The 18495-nt window shown below is 66.5% G+C and carries 18 protein-coding genes; all 18 read right to left on the reverse strand.

Annotated features, from left to right (window positions below; translation table 11 throughout):
* Window positions 1-404: 404 nt before the first annotated feature.
* The 18 genes from murA to rho all read right to left on the reverse strand — a co-directional run bounded on the left by murA (window position 405) and on the right by rho (window position 18236).
* A complete protein-coding gene (gene murA, locus ABZV91_RS23010; RefSeq protein ID WP_355245212.1) occupies window positions 405-1664 on the reverse strand; it encodes a UDP-N-acetylglucosamine 1-carboxyvinyltransferase in 1260 nt (419 codons plus the stop codon).
* A gap of 154 nt (window positions 1665-1818) precedes the next feature.
* On the reverse strand, window positions 1819-2451 hold the full coding sequence (locus tag ABZV91_RS23015; RefSeq protein ID WP_355245215.1) for a cob(I)yrinic acid a,c-diamide adenosyltransferase: 633 nt from the start codon (window positions 2449-2451) through the stop codon (window positions 1819-1821).
* 107 nt (window positions 2452-2558) lie between these two features.
* Complete coding sequence (locus tag ABZV91_RS23020) at window positions 2559-2981, reverse strand: DUF2550 domain-containing protein (protein WP_355245218.1); 423 nt, start codon at window positions 2979-2981, stop codon at window positions 2559-2561.
* 262 nt (window positions 2982-3243) lie between these two features.
* On the reverse strand, window positions 3244-3624 hold the full coding sequence (locus ABZV91_RS23025; protein ID WP_355245221.1) for a F0F1 ATP synthase subunit epsilon: 381 nt from the start codon (window positions 3622-3624) through the stop codon (window positions 3244-3246).
* 6 nt (window positions 3625-3630) lie between these two features.
* Window positions 3631-5079 carry a F0F1 ATP synthase subunit beta gene (atpD, locus tag ABZV91_RS23030; protein WP_039822850.1) on the reverse strand — a complete coding sequence of 483 codons (1449 nt, stop codon included), beginning with the start codon at window positions 5077-5079 and terminating at the stop codon, window positions 3631-3633.
* A 98-nt stretch (window positions 5080-5177) separates the two neighbouring features.
* Window positions 5178-6149 (reverse strand): F0F1 ATP synthase subunit gamma, encoded by a 972-nt coding sequence (locus ABZV91_RS23035; protein ID WP_355245225.1) that lies wholly within the window; start codon window positions 6147-6149, stop codon window positions 5178-5180.
* A 61-nt stretch (window positions 6150-6210) separates the two neighbouring features.
* Complete coding sequence (gene atpA, locus ABZV91_RS23040) at window positions 6211-7848, reverse strand: F0F1 ATP synthase subunit alpha (RefSeq protein WP_355245228.1); 1638 nt, start codon at window positions 7846-7848, stop codon at window positions 6211-6213.
* Between the two features lie 82 nt (window positions 7849-7930).
* Window positions 7931-8740 carry a F0F1 ATP synthase subunit delta gene (locus ABZV91_RS23045; RefSeq protein WP_355245231.1) on the reverse strand — a complete coding sequence of 270 codons (810 nt, stop codon included), beginning with the start codon at window positions 8738-8740 and terminating at the stop codon, window positions 7931-7933.
* A gap of 19 nt (window positions 8741-8759) precedes the next feature.
* Window positions 8760-9320, reverse strand: a complete 561-nt coding sequence (locus ABZV91_RS23050) for a F0F1 ATP synthase subunit B (protein WP_039822843.1) — start codon at window positions 9318-9320, stop codon at window positions 8760-8762.
* A 5-nt stretch (window positions 9321-9325) separates the two neighbouring features.
* A complete protein-coding gene (locus ABZV91_RS23055; RefSeq protein ID WP_030522398.1) occupies window positions 9326-9574 on the reverse strand; it encodes an ATP synthase F0 subunit C in 249 nt (82 codons plus the stop codon).
* A gap of 77 nt (window positions 9575-9651) precedes the next feature.
* Entirely contained in the window at window positions 9652-10377 is a 726-nt protein-coding gene (gene atpB, locus ABZV91_RS23060) for a F0F1 ATP synthase subunit A (RefSeq protein WP_084480600.1), read from the reverse strand.
* A 395-nt stretch (window positions 10378-10772) separates the two neighbouring features.
* Window positions 10773-11240 (reverse strand): hypothetical protein, encoded by a 468-nt coding sequence (locus ABZV91_RS23065; protein ID WP_355245236.1) that lies wholly within the window; start codon window positions 11238-11240, stop codon window positions 10773-10775.
* A gap of 10 nt (window positions 11241-11250) precedes the next feature.
* Entirely contained in the window at window positions 11251-12417 is a 1167-nt protein-coding gene (locus ABZV91_RS23070) for an MraY family glycosyltransferase (RefSeq protein ID WP_063035884.1), read from the reverse strand.
* A gap of 61 nt (window positions 12418-12478) precedes the next feature.
* Window positions 12479-13144 carry an L-threonylcarbamoyladenylate synthase gene (locus tag ABZV91_RS23075; RefSeq protein WP_355245239.1) on the reverse strand — a complete coding sequence of 222 codons (666 nt, stop codon included), beginning with the start codon at window positions 13142-13144 and terminating at the stop codon, window positions 12479-12481.
* 239 nt (window positions 13145-13383) lie between these two features.
* On the reverse strand, window positions 13384-14259 hold the full coding sequence (gene prmC, locus ABZV91_RS23080) for a peptide chain release factor N(5)-glutamine methyltransferase (RefSeq protein ID WP_355245242.1): 876 nt from the start codon (window positions 14257-14259) through the stop codon (window positions 13384-13386).
* 81 nt (window positions 14260-14340) lie between these two features.
* Entirely contained in the window at window positions 14341-15417 is a 1077-nt protein-coding gene (gene prfA / locus ABZV91_RS23085) for a peptide chain release factor 1 (protein WP_039822837.1), read from the reverse strand.
* Between the two features lie 98 nt (window positions 15418-15515).
* Window positions 15516-15743: a 50S ribosomal protein L31 gene (gene rpmE, locus ABZV91_RS23090; protein ID WP_039822836.1), complete on the reverse strand. Its 228-nt coding sequence runs from the start codon at window positions 15741-15743 to the stop codon at window positions 15516-15518.
* A gap of 516 nt (window positions 15744-16259) precedes the next feature.
* Complete coding sequence (rho, locus tag ABZV91_RS23095) at window positions 16260-18236, reverse strand: transcription termination factor Rho (protein ID WP_355245303.1); 1977 nt, start codon at window positions 18234-18236, stop codon at window positions 16260-16262.
* Between the last annotated feature and the right edge of the window lie 259 nt (window positions 18237-18495).

The raw sequence follows: 18495 nt of genomic DNA on the forward strand, positions 1-18495 counted from the left end.
TCCACACGGGGGTATGAAGAACCGAAACCAAATCAAATATTTGGCACTGACATTCATCAACACACTATTGAGTTCTCAAAGAACACACGCACACACCATCTGGTGACTTTTAAGTCATTCGATCGGTGAGGCAACTTCTCAAGCTTAGCTCATCCGTTTTCCCGATTGCAAATCGGCGTCCCGGTCGAGCCAGTGTGATCGCCAGGCGCTCCTCGTCCTACCTCGTTTCCCTGGTCCCTCCGGCTCGGCGTTTCCGCCTCGCTCCGGGCCCCGGGTCGGTGTCCGTGTCGCTCTGACTTGGATAAAGTTACGTGGCATCTAATTCAATGTCAAATCGCCTGGTCAAAGCGGCTTTTTGGCGACTGTTTCCGAGATAGTTTGCGAACCCGGACCGCCGAGAACGGTCAGGTTCCCACTCCCACCCGTTCCACGCCGGCTCCGAGCGCCTGGAGTTTCTCCACGAAGTTCGGATATCCGCGGTCGATATGGAAAACGTCGTGCACTTCGGTCACCCCGTCGGCGACAAGGCCCGCGAGAACCAGTCCGGCGCCGGCGCGGATATCGGAGGACCACACCGGTGCGCTGGAGAGCCGGGGAATACCGCGGACCACCGCGTGATGCCCGTCGGTCCGGGCATCGGCGCCGAGCCGGATCATCTCCTCGACGAACCGGAAGCGCGCTTCGAAGACGTTCTCGGTGATCATCGAGGTGCCATCCGCGATCGCCGCCAGGCCGATGGCCATCGGCTGCAGATCAGTGGGGAAGCCGGGGAACGGCAGAGTGGAGAAGTTGACCGCGCGCGGGCGATCGGGCTGCACGACCCGGCAACCCTCGGGTTCGAACGAGATCCGCGCGCCGGCCGACCGCAGCTTGTCCAGAACCAGTGCCAGATGCTGGGGATTGACCCCGGTCACCCGCACATCGCCCATCGTCATGGCGGCGGCGATACCCCAGGTGGCCGCGACGATACGGTCGCCGATCACCCGGTGCGTGATCGGCGACAACCGTTTCACGCCGTGGATGGTGAGCACCGAGGTACCCGCACCGCGGATACGGGCGCCCATCTGGGTGAGCATGGTGCACAAGTCGACGATGTCGGGTTCGCGCGCTGCGTTGTCGATCACCGTCTCCCCCTGCGCCAGCACCGCGGCCATGAGGATGTTCTCGGTGGCACCGACCGATGGGAAATCCAACCGGATACGCGCGCCCTGCAGCTCGTCGGCCCGGGCGACCACGCATCCGTGCTCGATCTCGCTGGTCGCGCCGAGCAACCGCAGCCCGGCCTGGTGCATATCGAGAGGCCGGGAACCGATGGCGTCCCCACCGGGCAGCGCCACCACCGCGCGTCTACAGCGGGCCATCAGCGGACCGAGGACACAGACCGAGGCACGGAACTGGGTCACCGCCGGGAAATCCGCGTGGTACTTGGGCTCGGCCGGGGTGTCGATCGTCACCACATCGCCGGAGATCTCGACGTCGCACCCGAGACCGCGCAGGACCTCGGCCATCAGGGGCACGTCGAGGATGTCCGGGCAGTTCGTGATGGTGGTCTTGCCTTCGGTGAGCAGAGCAGCGGCCATCAGTTTCAGGACGCTGTTCTTGGCGCCTCCCACCGAGACCTCACCGACCAGCCGGTTGCCGCCAGTTACCAAAAACCGTTCCATGCCGCCTCTCCGAATATTCGGCGCACCAGTGAGTGCAAGGATAGAGCGCCCACGATCGCATCACGCTGCCGGTCGAGACAACGCCGAGCCTTCGCGCGCGGCGGCTCGGCCACCCGATCGCCAGGAGCAGTTTCCACCCTTCGGACGGAATCCGTCAGCTTTCGGACGCAGTCCCCGCGCCCGGTCGGTCCGGAGCCGTCGCACCGGGCTCGTCCGCCCGGCCGCCACCGGGCTGCCAGAGCACATCGCCGTCGGGATTGGTGTAGCGACTGAGAATGAACAGCAGATCCGACAGGCGGTTGAGATATTTGGCCGGCAGGACGCTGGTGTCGTCGGGATGTGTCTCCACAGCCGCCCACGCCGACCGTTCGGCACGCCGGACGACCGTGCGGGCCGTGTGCAGCAGCGCGGCGAGCGGGGTCCCGCCGGGCAGGATGAACGAGTCGAGCGGAGCCAGCCCGGCATTGAACCGGTCACACCACTGTTCCAGGCGTTCGACATCACCCGCGGTGATACGCAGCGGCGGATACTTCGGGTTCTCCACCACCGGCGTGGAAAGATCCGCGCCCGCGTCGAAAAGGTCGTTCTGGATCCCGCGCAGGACCGCCGTCAGTTCCGGATCCGGACCGCCGAGAGCGATCGCGACCCCGAGGGCGGCATTGGCCTCGTCGCAGTCCGCGTAGGCGATCAACCGCGGATCGGTTTTCGGCACCCGGGAGAAATCGCTGAGACCGGTGGTCCCGTCGTCGCCGGTGCGGGTGTAGATCCGCGTCAGGTGCACGCTCACAGGACCCACCCTAACGTCCACCCGGCCGGCGAGGGGGTCGCGGCGGATGCGCATATGCGCCGACCCGCCCGCGGCGAGAACACCGGATCGTGCGACACCGGCCGGGTTCAGTGGCCGCGCAGCCGGCGGGCCCGCTCCGAGGGCCGGGACTCGACCCAGGACAGGAACGCGGTCAACGCCGCGCGGTCCAGCGCCAGCTCGTACTCGCCGTGGCGATCGGACACCCCGATCACCGCGATCCCGTCGGTCATGATGTCGTACTCGTCACCCTGCGGGCCGCGGCGTTCGCCGATCTCGATACCGCGCCGATGGATCACCGAATCGGCGCCGAGCTTGAGGCTGGTGAGTTTGAAGAAGACGAGGTGATCCTCGTCGTAGCGGATGACGCCATGGCGCCAGCGTTCCCCACCGCGAGCCGGGAGTACGCGCAGGATCGCCGCGGTGCCACCGCGTCGCAACATGACCAGGCGATACGTGGAAACCAGAGCCAATGCGACCAGCATGAGCACCAGAATGATCAGAAGCACCATCCCGGTCTGCAATGCCGCACATCCCTTCGCTCATCCGAGGCGATCGCCGGATCGGACCGGCAGATGCACCCGCGGCCATTCAACCATGAACCAGTTTACAAATGGCACGGGGATGTCTCGGATAATGCGACGTCATCGATCCCGGAGGCGCCCGGGGGCAACGCCGGTGTGAACCGGGCACCGGCGAAACGGCTCCGGCCGGCGGCGAGGATTCGCCGCCGGCCGGAGCCGAAATCATTCTGTTGTGCACCCGCGGTGGGGATCAGGCCGTCGCACCGGCCTGTTCCACCGCGCGCACCCGGCCCTGAGCGGCCAACTGGGCCTCCGCGGACGCCGATCCGTCGGACAGCACCTGACGTGCGGCCGCGACATCGACCTCGGTGGAGAACTCGGCGGACTCCGCCAAGACCCGCACCGTATCGGCGGTGACCGAGAAGAAGCCGCCGTGGACCGCGGCCACGATCCGGGTGCCCTCGGTGTCGACGATGGTCACCGTGCCGCCCTCGACCAGCTGGCCGAGCAGCGGCTCGTGACCGGGCATGATGCCGATCTGTCCCTCGGTGGTCTGGGCACTGACGAAACTCGCCCGGCCCGACCAGAGCCGCCGCTCGACAGCGACGAGATCAACTGACATATCCGCCATGAAGGACTACTTTCCGGCGATCTTCTTCGCGGCCGCCTCGACATCGTCGAGACCACCGCAGCTGTTGAACGCCTGCTCCGGGAAGTGGTCGAATTCGCCCTTGCAGACCCGGTCGAAGTCGTCGATGGTCTGCTCCAGCGGCACGACCGAACCCGGCTGACCGGTGAACTTCTCGGCCACGATGAAGTTCTGGCCGAGGAACTTCTCCAGCCGGCGGGCACGGCCGACGAGGACCTTGTCCTCTTCGGAGAGCTCGTCCATACCGAGGATGGCGATGATGTCCTGCAGTTCCTTGTACTTCTGCAGGATCCGCTTCACCTCGTTGGCCACCGCGAAGTGCCGGTCACCGACGATCGAGGCCTCGAGGATACGAGAGGTCGAGGTCAGCGGGTCGACGGCGGGGTAGATGCCCTTCTGCGAAATCGGGCGGGAGAGCTCGGTCGTCGCGTCCAGGTGGGCGAAGGTGGTCGCCGGGGCCGGGTCGGTGTAGTCGTCGGCGGGCACGTAGATGGCCTGCAGCGAGGTGATCGACCGGCCGCGGGTCGAGGTGATCCGCTCCTGCAGTTCACCCATTTCGTCGGCCAGGGTCGGCTGGTAACCGACGGCCGAGGGCATACGACCCAGCAGGGTCGAGACCTCGGAACCGGCCTGGGTGAACCGGAAGATGTTGTCGATGAACAGCAGCACGTCCTGGTGCTTCACATCGCGGAAGTACTCCGCCATGGTCAGCGCGGACAGGGCGACGCGCATACGGGTGCCCGGCGGCTCGTCCATCTGACCGAAGACCAGGGCGGTGTCCTGGAGGACGCCCATCTCTTCCATTTCCAGGTGCAGATCGGTGCCCTCACGGGTGCGCTCGCCGACACCGGCGAACACCGAGGTACCGGAGAACTCCCGCGCGATACGGGTGATCATCTCCTGGATCAGAACGGTCTTGCCGACACCGGCACCACCGAACAGACCGATCTTGCCGCCCTTCACGTACGGGGTCAGCAGGTCGAGCACCTTGACGCCGGTCTCGAGGATTTCGGTCTTGCCCTCGAGCTGGTCGAAGCTCGGCGGCTTGCGGTGGATGCCCCACTGCTCACCGTCGCGGCCGAGGCCGGGGCTGTCGAGGCAGTCGCCGAGGGCGTTGAACACGTGCCCCTTGACGACATCGCCGACCGGCACCGAGATCGGCTTACCGGAGTCACGGACCTCGGCGCCACGGACCAGGCCGTCGGTGGGCTGCATCGAGATGGTGCGCACGATGTTGTCACCGAGGTGCTGGGCGACCTCGAGGGTCAGCGTCTTGGCCACCGACTTCAGGGTGATATCGGCGGCAAGAGCGTTGAACAGGTCTGGAATGGAGCCCCGCGGGAATTCGACATCCACGACGGGGCCGATGACGCGGACCACGCGGCCCGTGGCGGCGCCGGTCCGGCTCGAGTCTTCTCGAGTAACAGCTGCGGTCATTTCTGGTTTCTCTTCCTGCTGAGTAGATTTGCGGTATTCACGGGGCCCTTCATGGTCACGCTGCGCTACCGCCTCCGGGCCCATCGCTCATACCGCCATCAGTCGCGTTCCGAGCTGGCCGCCAGGGCATTCACGCCGCCGACGATTTCGCTGATTTCCTGCGTGATGTTGGCCTGCCGCAACGAGTTGGCCTGGCGAGACAGGGAACTCGCCAATTCGTTGGCGTTATCGGTGGCCGCCTTCATTGCGGTGCGCCGAGCCGCATGCTCGGATGCCGCTGCGTCGAGCAACGACGCGTAGATCCGCGTATTGATGTACTTGGGCAGCAGTGCCGCCAGGAGTACATCGGCGTCGGGCTCGAATTCGTACTGCGCGCTCACCTCGGCCGTGGGCGAATCGGTGAGCATATCGTCACCCAGGTCGAAGCTCTCGTCGACGAAGGAGATCTGGATCGGCGCCATCCGGCGCACCTCCGGCGTCTGCGACAGCATGCTCACGAACCGGGTGTAGACGATATGGAGCTCGTCGACCCCGGCGATCGAGCCGGTACCGTCCGGAGCCGGAACCTCGCCCGCCGACCCTGCCATGAAACTGTCCACCAGGTGGTTGCAGGCTGCCGAGGCATCCGGGTAGGTCGGCTGCTGGGAGAACCCGGTCCACGAGGCGACCGGCCGGCGGTCACGGAAGGTGTAGTACGTCAGGCCCTTGTTGCCCATGACGTAGAGCACCGGCTCCTTGCCCTCGTCGCGCAGGGTGGTCATCAACTCCTCGGCGCGTTTGAGCACATTGGAGTTGTAACCACCGCACTGGCCGCTGTCGCTGGTGATCACCAGCACCGCGGCACGCTTCGGATCGGGACGTTCGGTGAGCAGCGGATGCATCAGATTCTTCGACGCACTCGCCAGCTCCGCGACCACCTTGGTGATCTCCTCGGAGTACGGCTTGGCAGCCGCCACCCGCGCCTGGGCCTTGGTGATTCGCGAGGTCGCGATCAGTTCCTGGGCCTTGGTGATCTTCTTGATCGAGTTGATACCACGAATACGGGAGCGCAGCTCGCGCAAGGTAGCCATCGGCGGTTCACACTCCCTTCGTTCGCGGCGTTACAGGAAAACAGCGCATGGTTCGCCCGGTCTACTTCTCGACGTGCTTGCGGGTGACCGACAGCGATTCGACCTCTTCGTGGGCCAGTTCGCCGGCGTCGGCGTCGTTCACCACGCGGCTGCCGTCGGACGCCAGGAAGCCCTGCTTGAACTTGTCGGTGGCCTTCTTGATCTGCTCGGCCGCCTCGTCCTGCAGCACCTTGCCGCCGGCGATGCTCGCGAAGGCGTCCGCGGCATTGGCGTGCAGATCCTCGAGCAGTTCGACATTGAACCGGCGGATATCGGCCACCGGCACCGAGTCGTAGTAACCGGCGTCGACCAGGTAGATCGAGACGATCTGGTCCTCGACCGCAATCGGCGAGTACTGGTCCTGCTTCAGCAGCTCGACCCAGCGGGCACCGCGCTCGAGCTGGGCCAGCGAGGCGGCATCCAGATCGGAGGCGAAGGCGGAGAACGCCTCCAGCTCGCGGTACTGGGCCATTTCCAGACGCAGCGAACCGGCGACCTTCTTCATACCCTTGGTCTGCGCGGCACCACCGACACGGGAGACCGAGGTACCGACGTTGATCGCCGGGCGGACACCCTTGTTGAACAGGTCGGACTCCAGGAAGACCTGGCCGTCGGTGATGGAGATGACGTTGGTCGGGATGAAGGCCGAGATGTCGTTGGCCTTGGTCTCGATGATCGGCAGGCCGGTCATCGAACCGCCGCCCATCTCGTCGGAGAGCTTGGCGCAACGCTCCAGCAGGCGCGAGTGCAGGTAGAAGACGTCACCCGGGTAGGCCTCGCGGCCCGGCGGGCGGCGCAGCAGCAGCGAGATGGCGCGGTAGGCCTCGGCCTGCTTGGTCAGATCGTCGAACACGATCAGCACGTGCTTGCCCTGGTACATCCAGTGCTGCCCGATGGCCGAACCGGTGTAGGGGGCCAGCCACTTGAAGCCGGCGGAATCGGAGGCCGGGGCAGCGACGATGGTGGTGTACTCCAGCGCGCCGTGCTCCTCGAGGGCGGATTTGACGCCCGCGATGGTGGAGCCCTTCTGGCCGATCGCCACGTAGATGCAGCGCACCTGCTTGGCCGGATCGCCCGACTCCCAGTTGGCCTTCTGGTTCAGGATCGTGTCGATGCAGACCGCGGTCTTACCGGTCTTGCGGTCGCCGATGATCAGCTGACGCTGACCCCGGCCGATCGCGGTGAGCGCATCGATGGCGGTGATGCCGGTCGCCATCGGCTCCTCGACCGGCTGCCGCTCCAGCACGGTGGCGGCCTGCAGTTCGAGGACGCGACGATCGTCGGCCTCGATCTCGCCCAGGCCGTCGATCGGCTGACCGAGCGGGTTCACGACGCGGCCGAGGAACTTGTCGCCGACCGGGACCGAGAGCACATCGCCGGTGCGACGCACCTGCTGGCCCTCTTCGATCTCGGCGAACTCGCCGAGAACGACGGCACCGATTTCACGGTCCTCGAGGTTCAGCGCGACGCCGAGCACACCGCCCGGGAATTCGAGCAGCTCGTTGGCCATGGCCGAAGGCAAGCCGCTGACGTGCGCGATGCCGTCACTGGTATCGGTGACGACACCGACTTCCTCGATGGAGGTTTCCGGGGTGTAGCTCTGGGTGTAGCTTTCGATCGCGCTACGGATCTCGTCGGAGGAGATCGTCAGCTCCGCCATGTTCTTCCTGCTCTCGGTCTCTGGTCTGGAATGTCGGGGGGTGTTGAGCGGTTCGCGTCGGACAGCGCCCGGCGCCGCGCCGCTAGGTCAGCGAGCGACGCAGCCGCTCCAGTCGGCCGATCGCGCTGCCGTCGATCACATCGTCGCCGATGCGCACGACGAGCCCGCTCAACAATTCGGGATCGACCTCGACATGCACGGTGACAGCCTTGTTGTAGATACGCGCCAGGGCGCCGCCCAGCCGTTCACGCTGGGAGTCGGTCAGCTCGATCGCCGACCGGACGTGCGCGACGATCTGTTCGCGCCGGGCCGCGGCCAGGTCGGACAGTTCGTCGAAGGCCACACCGATCCCGGCACGTTGCCTGGTCACCACCTGTTCGGCGAGAGCCCGGGTGATGGACTCGGCCTTACCGGACAGCAGCCGCTCGAGCAGTTCCCGTTTGGCCGACGCCGAGGCGGCGCGGTCGGACAGGGCCTGTTCCAGCTCCGGGTTGTCGGCGATGATCCGGCCGAAGCGGAACAGCTCGTCCTCGACGGCGGTCAGCCGGCCCTTTTCGGAGGCCGATTCCAGGTATGCCAGCTGACCGAGCAGCACCAGAGTGTCGACCAGATCCCGGGCGCGCGACCAGTCCTGGGCGACCGCTGTGGTCAGCACCGCCTGAGTGGCAGCGCTGACCTGACTCCCGAAGACCCGCTCGCTCAGTTCGGCGCGGGCCGAGCCGGGCACCGATACGTCCGCGAGCGCCACACGCAGCGGACGCTGGTCGTCCAGTACGTCGACAACGGCGAACAGTTCGGACCCCGTCGTGGCCGCAACACCGTTGCTGCCGGTCAGCGCGGCCCGAAGCGCCTCCTTGGACCGGGAGCTGGCCTCACGGCTCGCTGCGTACATGGTTTTCACTCCTCCGTCGTTACCTTCCGACCCCGATACCGGCGTCCGAACGGTCGATCTCGTCGAGGAATCGCTCGATCGTCGCGGCCTGTTTGGCCTCGTCCGATACCGACTGCCCGATGATCTTCTCGGCCAGGTCCACCGCGGTGCGGCCGACCTCGGCCCGCAGCTCGGTCAGGATCTGCTGGCGCTGGGCTTCCAGCTGGGTGTGCCCGGCCGCGACGATACGGTCGCTCTCGGCCTGGGCGTCGGCCTTCATCTGGGCGAGGATCTGCTGGCCCTGAGTGCGGGCGTCTTCGCGGATCTTCGCGGCTTCCAGGCGGGCGTCGGCCAGCTGCTTCTGGTACTGCTGCAGCGTCTCCTGGGCTTCGGCCTGCGCGGCCTCGGCCCGATCGATGCCACCCTCGATCTTGTCGGCGCGCTCGTCCAGCACCTTCATCAGGCGCGGAACGGCGTATTTGTAGACCACGAAGGCGATAATCGCCACGCAGACCGCCGACCAGACGATGTCGTACGTCGCGGGGATGAGAGGATTCACATCCTCTCCCTCTTCCGCTGCGAGCAGAATGAACTCGTTCATCGGAATCAGAAGATGAAGCCGGCGACGAGACCGATCAGCGCCAGGGCTTCGGTGAACGCGATGCCGAGGAACATGTTGGTCCGGATGGTCCCGGAGAGTTCGGGCTGGCGGGCAATGCCCTCGATCGCCTTACCGACGACGATACCGACGCCGATGCCGGGGCCGATAGCGGCCAGGCCGTAGCCGACAGCGCCGAGGCCCTTCAGCGTGGATTCGTTGGTGGCAGCTTCCTGGGCCAGGTACGAGAGGCTCATGAGTCTTCCATTCCCTTTCTGTTGCTCACCCGCCGGACGGCGTGGTGCAGCAGGTCCTTATCGGTTGTTCCGGTCGGTCAGTGTTCGTCGGCGTGCTGGGCAAGGCTGATGTACACGGCGGTCAGCAACGCGAACACATAGGCCTGCAGGAAGATGACCAGCAGTTCGAACAGCGTGAATGCGAGCCCGCCCAGCAGCGAGAAGGGCGAGAACACCTTCATCCAGGCGTCCGCGTCGAAGAGGAAGAACTGGGTCGCGCTGAAGAACAGCACCAACATGATGTGACCGGCGAGCATATTGGCCATGAGTCGGACGGTCAGCGTGAAGGGCCGCAGCACGAAGGTCGAAATGAACTCGATCGGAATGAGCAGCACGTGCATGGCCGGCGGAACATTCGGAACGACGATGCTGCTGCGCATATAGGTGAAGAAGCCGTACTTCTTGATGCCCACGTAGTTGAACGCGATATACGCGACCACGGCCAGTACCAGCGGCATGCCGATACGCGCGTTCGACGAGATGTTCAGACCGGGGATCACACCCGAGAAGTTCAGGAACAGAACGGTGAAGAAGATCGTCGCGATCAGCGGGAAGAACTTGCGGCCGTTTTCCTTGCCGAGGATCTCGTCGCAGATCTGCTCCTTGACGAAGACCAGGCCCATTTCGCCGATGTTCTGCAGGCGCTTCGGCACGATGCGCGGGGTCCGGAACGCCAGGAACAGGAAGGCGATCAGGACGGCGGTCATCACGAGCCGGACCAGCATCAGCCGATCGAGTTCGAAGGGGGTTCCTTCGAACAGCACCGCCGGAGGGAAGAAGTCGGTTAGCGACGGCGCGTGAAACTCCGCGGCCAAGGTAGTGACGCTCAGCGTTCTCTCCCGTGTTCGGGCCGCGGGAAGTTTTCGCTCCCGCGGTTCGATCGGACATTGACGATCAATGTGGGTCGACTGAGGTCGGCTCGAGGTCGTCAGCAGCTGTAGCGGCGATCCGCGCTGGCGTCTGTACGTGTGTCGGCGACATCGTCGACATGCAGAACCGGACCCTTTACGAGCACGGCACGGCAGTAGCATAGCGGTAGCTGGTCGGGCCGGGTCGGCGCCCCTGGCATAGTCGCTTGCTTACCAATACTTTACCAAGAGAACTACGACAACGTGTAGCGGGGGCGATGTTATCTACGACAAATTGTCGTAGAGGCTGGTCATCCCTGGTCGGGCCCCTCTTTCCCACCCTGCTCAGGGACGGTTACATAGGGTACCTTCTGTCGCAATACACCGTAAGTTTCGGCCCCCAGGACGATGACCAGGGCCCCCACGACGGTCAGGAACAGCGCGACCCGGTCGTAGAAGTCGAATCGTTGCAGAACGGCGACCACGATCAGCGCCACCAGCAGCTTTCCCACCCAGCTGACCAGCATGACCAGTCCGGCGGTGGACGGCGGGAGTTTCGCGCCGAGCAGCACGACCACCGCCGTGGTCAGGATGAAGCCGCCACCGATCGCGGCGCCCAGCAGTGCCCCCCACAGTCCGGCGGTTCCGGCCAGGGCGGTCGCGATCACCGCCGCCAGCACGGTCAAGACGACCAGACCGATCAGTCCGTAACGCAGTGCCGCGCGGAGCGGGGCATCGGCGCTGTCGGGGGTGCTGGGGCCGGCAGAACTCGTGGACACGGCCCGAACTCTACCCGGAGTCGGAAACCGAACCCGCCGCGTCCCGCCGCGCCTGCCGCCGCCACAACCCCGGAACAGCCGTCACGACCAGCGCGAACAGGAGCCCGGCGGCCATCATCAGTACCACCACGCGGCGATCCATCACCGAGGTGCCGACCGCACCGAACGCGAGAATGCCGACCCACAGATAGATCACCAGCACCACTCGGCGCTGCGAATGCCCGATCTGCAACAGCCGGTGGTGCAGATGCATTTTGTCGGGCGTGGAGAAACTGACCCCGGCCCGCACTCGGCGCACGATCGCCAGCAGCAGATCCAGTACCGGGATGAACATGACCGCGCCGACCAGCAGCAGCGGCGAAAGGAGACCGACGATATCGCGCGGGCCGTAACCCTGCAGCGGGATCCGGCCCGACGCGCTGGTCGACACCGCTGCCAGCACCAACCCGATCAGCATCGATCCCGAATCGCCCATGAAGATCCGGGCCGGCGAGAAATTGTGCGGTAGGAACCCGAGACAGGCCCCGGCCATGGCGGCGGCCAGCAGCGCGGGCGGGTAGCTGTCCACCGAACCCCCCTGCTCGGTGAGCAGGCCGACCGCGAATGCGAACACCGCGAACGAAGCGATCAGTCCCAGGCCGGCGGCCAGCCCGTCCAGGCCGTCCACGAAGTTCATGGCGTTGATCAGAGTCACCGCGACCGCCACCGTGACCAGGCCGCCCTGCAACCCGTCCAGGACGACGGTGCTGTTGTTGAACGGGTCGTAGATCAGGTACCAGCCCAGGCCCATCACCGCCATCACCCCGGCGGCCGTGACCTGACCTGCGAATTTGGTGAGTGCGTCCAACCCCCATCGATCGTCCACGATCCCGACCCCGACGATGATCGTGGCCGCCACCAACACGGCGGCGATATCGGGCCGGTAATCGAAGCCGCGGCGCAGCGCCGGCAACTGATGAGCGAACAAAACGGCCGCCACCACGCCGATGTACATGCCCACCCCGCCCATGCGCGGAATCGGCTTCACGTGCACATCGCGGTCACGCGGAATGGCCACCGCACCGAACCCGATCGCCAGCGTCCGGATCCCCCCGGTGGCCAGAAAGGTCACCACCGCCGAGATCAACAACACCAGCAGGAGCTCGCGTAGCGGGACGACCGCACCGTAACCGGTCATCGCGCCGACCACCGCCTCGCGACCGGTGAAACCGCTCGTGCACTCATCGAAACCGCTACGTTCACCGTGCGACGGACCCGATCAACGACTCGGCGGTGACTCCCAGCACCTCGGCGACCGCCTCGGTCGGCACCGCGCCCGCCCGCAGGATCCGCGGCTGATCAGCGGTGAGATCGACAATGGTGGACGGTTTCGCGTGCTCGGCCGGACCGCCGTCCAGGAACACCCCCACCTGGGTGCCGAGTTGCTCGCGCGCCTGCGACACATTCTCGGCCGGGGGCTTACCGGAGATATTGGCGCTGGACACCGCCAGCGGCCCGACCTCCTGCAACAGCTCGAGCGCCACCGGATGCAACGGCATCCGCAGCATCACCGTGCCACGGGCCTCGCCGAGATCCCAGGACAGCGAAGGAGCCTGCTGCACAACGATACTCAGCCCGCCCGGCCAGAACGCCCGGATCAGCTCACGAGCCTGCGGCCGCACCGAGAACACCAGTCCGTCGATCGTGTTCCACGAACCCACCAGCACCGGCACCGGCATATCGCGCCCCCGGCCCTTGGCCGCCAGCAACGACGCGACAGCAGCGGAATCGAACGCGTCGGCAGCCAGACCGTAAACCGTATCGGTGGGCACCACGACCAACCGCCCCGATCTCAGAGCACTGGTAGCCGCGGCCAGGCCGGCGGCGCGCGAGTCGGGATCGGCGCAGTCGTAGACGGTACTCACGCGGACCATGGTATGGGCTGTGACACGGCCCCGCCTCCGGCGGGGCGGGGTTGAGGCCCGCTTGGTTCGCGAGCCCACAGGTCCTGCCCGGCGGGCATGTCCGCACCGGATTCCGCATGCGGACGCCCACGCGCGGCTACGCCGGCGAACCCCACCCCGGAGAATCGGCAAGCCCTACCCCGGACAGATATACCCACCTCATAGAAGGCGGGCGCTCGGACGGCCGCGAATGGAACCTGTCAACCCACTCGTACCGCGGCGACGAACCGCGGCTTCCCGGCCAGATCCGGGTGCTCCACGATCCCGGTGAACCGCCCGTCCGCCGCCAGTAGCCGCGCGAGTTCCCCGCCATTGCTGTCGTCGTGCTCGATCGCCGCTCCCCCACCCGGCCGGAGCAGGCGACCGATGAGCGGCACCAAGGGGCGGATCACGTCGAGGCCGTCGGGGCCGCCGAACAGGGCGCGGTGCGGATCGTGGTCGGCCACCTCGGGGGACAGTTCGGCGCCGTCGGGGATATAGGGCGGGTTGGCGACGACGAGATCGACGTATCCGTCGAGTTCGGTGAGCAGATGCGGGTCGGTCACATCGTCGTGGTGCAGGGTGACCGGGGTGTCACCGGCGGCGGCGCACTGTTCGGCGTTACGGCGGGCCCAGGTCAATGCGTCCGGGTCCAATTCCACTGCGTGCACATCGGCATCGGGCCGGGCGTGTGCCACGGCGAGAGCGAGCGCGCCCGAACCCGTGCACAGATCCACCACCACCGGCGTGTGATCGTGGCGGACCGCCTCGAGATGGGCGAGCGCCCAGGCGAAGAGCAACTCCGTCTCCGGGCGGGGCACGAAAACGCCGGGACCCACCGCCAGATCGATCTCACCCATATACGAGCGCCCGGTCAGATGTTGCAACGGCACTCGTTCGGCCCGGCGGGCCACCAGTGCCCGATAGTCGGCAAGCTCCTCCATCCCGATCAGCGGATTCAGCAGCAACCGGGAACGCTCCACACCCAGTACGTGCGCGGCGAGCTGCTCCGCGTCCACGCGTGGGCTGGGCACTCCGGCCGCCTCGAGAACTTCCCTGGCCTCGGCGAGTACGGGGCGGAGCTGAACGCGGGTCACCGTGACATTCTGGCGGGTGGGCGAGCGCGGGGTCGAGGGGCCTCGACCCCGCGGCGCCGAAGGCGCCGCAGATGAACAGAGCTACTCGGCCATGCGGGCGGCGCGGTCGGCAGTGGCCAGGGCGTCCAAGAGGGCGTCCATTTCGCCGTTGAGGACCGCGTCGAGGTTGTGGGCTTTGTAGCCGATGCGGTGGTCGGCGATGCGGTTCTCCGGGAAGTTGTAGGTGCGGATGCGTTCGGAGCGGTCGACCGTGCGGATCTGCCCGGCCCGGCCCTCCGCGGCTTCCTGTTCGGCCTGTTCTTCGGCCAGGGCCTGCAGGCGGGCGGCCAGGACCTGCATGGCGCGGGCCTTGTTCTGCAGCTGCGAGCGTTCGTTCTGGCAGGTGACGACGATCCCGGAGGGCAGGTGGGTGATGCGGACCGCCGAGTCGGTGGTGTTCACGCCCTGGCCGCCCTTACCGGAGGAGCGGTAGACGTCGATACGCAGATCGCTCTCGTCGATCTGTACTTCTTCGACTTCGTCGGGTTCGGGGTAGATGAGGACACCGGCGGCCGAGGTGTGGACCCGGCCCTGCGACTCGGTGACCGGTACCCGCTGCACCCGGTGGACGCCGCCTTCGAACTTGAAACGCGACCACACACCGTCGCGGGCGGCATCGCGGCTCTTGATGGACAGCGTCGCTTCTTTGTAACCACCGAGGTCGGAGACGGCGGCGTCGAGGATCTCGACCTTCCAGCCGCGACGTTCGGCGTAGCGGACGTACATGCGGGCCAGGTCGGCGGCGAACAGCGCCGACTCCTCGCCGCCCTCACCGGATTTCACTTCCAGCACCACATCGTCGCCGTCGTGCGGGTCGCGGGGGGCGAGCAGATCGGCGAGCTGCTTCTCGAGTTCTTCGAGTTGTTCCTCGAGGCCGGGGACCTCGGCGGCGAAGGCCGGATCGTCGGCGGCGAGTTCCCGGGCGGCTTCGAGGTCGTCGCGGGTGGCGGTGAGTTTCCGGTAGGTGGTCATCACCGGGGCGAGTTCGGCGAACCTCTTCCCGACCCGCCGCGCGGCGTCCGGGTCGTTGTGCAGGGACGGATCCGCCAGCTGGGTTTCCAGTCCGGCGTATTCGGCCAGCACATCGTCGATCGCGGACGGCGCGGTTTTCTCGGCCATGAACGTGGCTCCTACTCGGAAGGGCGACGCGGGAAAGGGAGGGCACAAAAACGCCAACGCCCGGCCTGCGACTGCAGGACCGGGCGTTGGCGGGAAAGCTAGCTGGCGTCGGCCTTCTTGGCACGCTTGCCGTAGCGGGCCTCGAAGCGGGCCACACGACCACCGGTGTCCAGGATCTTCTGCTTGCCCGTGTAGAACGGGTGGCACTGCGAGCAGACCTCGACGGTGATGTGCCCCGATTCCTTGGTGGAACGGGTCTGGAAGGTATTACCGCAACCGCAGACCACCGTGGTGTCGACGTAGGTCGGGTGAATTCCTGCCTTCATGGGTGTCCTCTCGATATTGGTCGCCGGGTCGCCCGGGCATATACGCCGAACGTGAACCGGAACCGACTTCAGGCGGGATTGTCTGCGCGATTCGCAGACGCACGGCGGTCCAGTATGCCAGAACCACCGATGCCCGCTGCAACGCCCCCACCGCCGTATTTGTTCCACCGGCTCCCGTTGCTCGGGTACCGGGCCGCGCCCGGATTCGGCGTGCACGAGGTCGCTGGAACGTCGGTGGACCAGCAGTACGCCGGACCGGGCGCCGCTCACACACTCCACGGGGCGACCGGAACGCCCGGCTTCTGCGGGCACCGCCACCACCGACCAGGGCGTCAGGGAGTCGTCACGGCGGCCCTTCCGTTGCCGCGCGCGCCCGGACAGGATTGCGCGCGAACGAACGGCCCTCGCGTCCCCTCCCCGGAAACGACGAGCGGGTCGACCTTCTCGAAAGGTCGACCCGCTCGGTGCCGAGTTCAGCGAGGCTCCCGGGCCCGGAGGCCCGCGATCAGACAGAACTCATTCGTCCAGTGCGCCCGGCGCGGTCTTGGAGACCTGCATCAGGAACTCGAGGTTGTTCTTGCTCTTGCGCAGGCGGTCGATCAGCAGGTCGATCGCCTGGTGGGAGTCCAGACCGGACAGGACACGACGCAGCTTGTGCAGGACCGCGGCCTCGTCCGGGTTGAGCAGCAGCTCGTCCTTACGGGTACCGGACGGGTTGACGTCCACCGCGGGGAACACGCGCCGCTCGGCGATCTTGCGGTCCAGTTTGAGCTCGGCGTTACCGGTGCCCTTGAACTCCTCGAAGATCACCGTGTCACCGGTCGAACCGGTTTCCACCATGGCGGTGGCGATGATGGTGAGCGAGCCGCCGTTCTCGATATTGCGCGCCGCGCCGAGGAACCGCTTGGGCGGATACAGCGCGGTGGAGTCGACACCACCGGACAGGATGCGCCCGGAAGCCGGCGAGGAGTTGTTGTACGCGCGGCCCAGACGGGTGATGGAGTCGAGCAGCACCACGACGTCCTTGCCCATTTCGACCAGGCGCTTGGCCCGCTCGATGGCCAGTTCGGCGACCGAGGTGTGGTCGGACGGCGGCCGGTCGAAGGTGGAGGCGATGACCTCGCCCTTCACCGAACGCTGCATATCGGTGACTTCTTCCGGACGTTCGTCGACCAGCACCACCATGAGATAGCACTCGGGGTTGTTGATCGCGATCGCGTTGGCGATGTCCTGCATGATCGTGGTCTTACCGGCCTTCGGCGGAGACACGATCAGCGCACGCTGGCCCTTACCGATCGGCATGATCAGGTCGATCACCCGGGTGGTCAGCTTGTTCTGCTGGGTTTCCAGGCGCAGCCGCTGGTTCGGGTACAGCGGGGTCAGCTTGTTGAAATCGGGACGGCGCTTGGCCGAATCGATCTCGGCGCCGTTGACGGTGTCCAGCCGCACCAGCGGATCGAACTTCTGCCGCTGGTTGCTCTGCTCGCCGTCACGCGGCGCGCGGACCGCACCGGTGATCGCGTCACCGCGGCGCAGGCCGTTCTTGCGGACGAGGTTCATCGAGACGTACACGTCGTTCGGCCCGGCCAGGTAGCCGGAGGTCCGTACGAACGCGTAGTTGTCCAGCACGTCGAGGATGCCCGCGACCGGCTGGAGCACGTCGTCTTCGCGAATCTCGGGCTCGCGCGATTCACCGCCGCCACCGTCGCGGTCACGGCCGCGGCGACGCTCGCGGAACCGGCGGCCACGGCGGCCACGGCCGCCTTCCTCGTCGTCGCCACCGCGATCGCCGCCGCCCCGGTTGCCGCCGGAACCACGCTGATCGCCGCCCTGGCCCTGGTTGCGGTCGCGACGGCGTTCGCCCTGCTCGCCGTCCTTACTGTCCTTACCGTCCTGCTTGGCGGCGTCGCTCTTCGCGCCGTCCTGCTGTTTGGCGTCCTCGCCGGCGGGCTCGCCGTTCTTGGGCTGCTGGTCGCGACCACGGCGCTGGCGTCCGCGGCCGCGCTGTCCGGAATCGCGGCCCGAATCCTCGGCGGCCTCGGCCGGCTTGTTATCGGCTCTGCCGTCGGCCTTGGCGCCGGATTCGGTGTCCGCGGCCGTGCCTGCGGTGCCGTTGGCGGTCGCCGAGCCGTTGGTGGCGGCCTGCTCGGGCTTGCCCTTGTCCGCGGCCGCGGAGTCCTTGTTCGCCGCGGTATCGGCGGCGGGCGCTTCGACCGCCGGAGCCGACGCGGCGGCGGGCGCGGCCTCGACGGCAGGCGCCGCGGTCCCGGCCTCGGCAGGCTGGTCTGCGGTTTTACGTTCTTTGGCAGCCTTCGCGCGGGTGCTGCGCTCCGCGGCGGCGGGTCTGCCGGCCTGGTTTTGCTTGATAGCGGCGATGAGATCACCCTTGCGCATACCGGAGGTGCCCCGAATTCCGAGTTCCCCTGCCAGTGCGCGCAACTGCGGCAACAACATTCCAGTCAGCCCCGATCCGATGTCGGTGTTCTCGCTCATCTTCGAAGAAATCTGTCCGGAGTCAATTTCGCGGTTGCCCGAGGGTTCGGAGTCGGATTCCACCCCGGGTGTCGCGAGCAGGTCCGTATCTGTCACGGAGATCCTTTCCTTCCCTCGATGGCCGTGTGCTGTGTCGAGGGTTCGTTCCGTAGCCCGATCTCGCTGCCGGACTCGGATTTGTAGCCGTATCGCCTGCCCCTCCGGGACCGGGTGCTTCGCCACCGCTGGAAAAGGTGGAAGAGATCATTCCAGTTGAGCG

Origin of the sequence: Nocardia sp. NPDC004568 (assembly GCF_040609955.1) — a bacterium.
In the GTDB taxonomy this organism is placed as follows: Bacteria; Actinomycetota; Actinomycetes; order Mycobacteriales; family Mycobacteriaceae; genus Nocardia.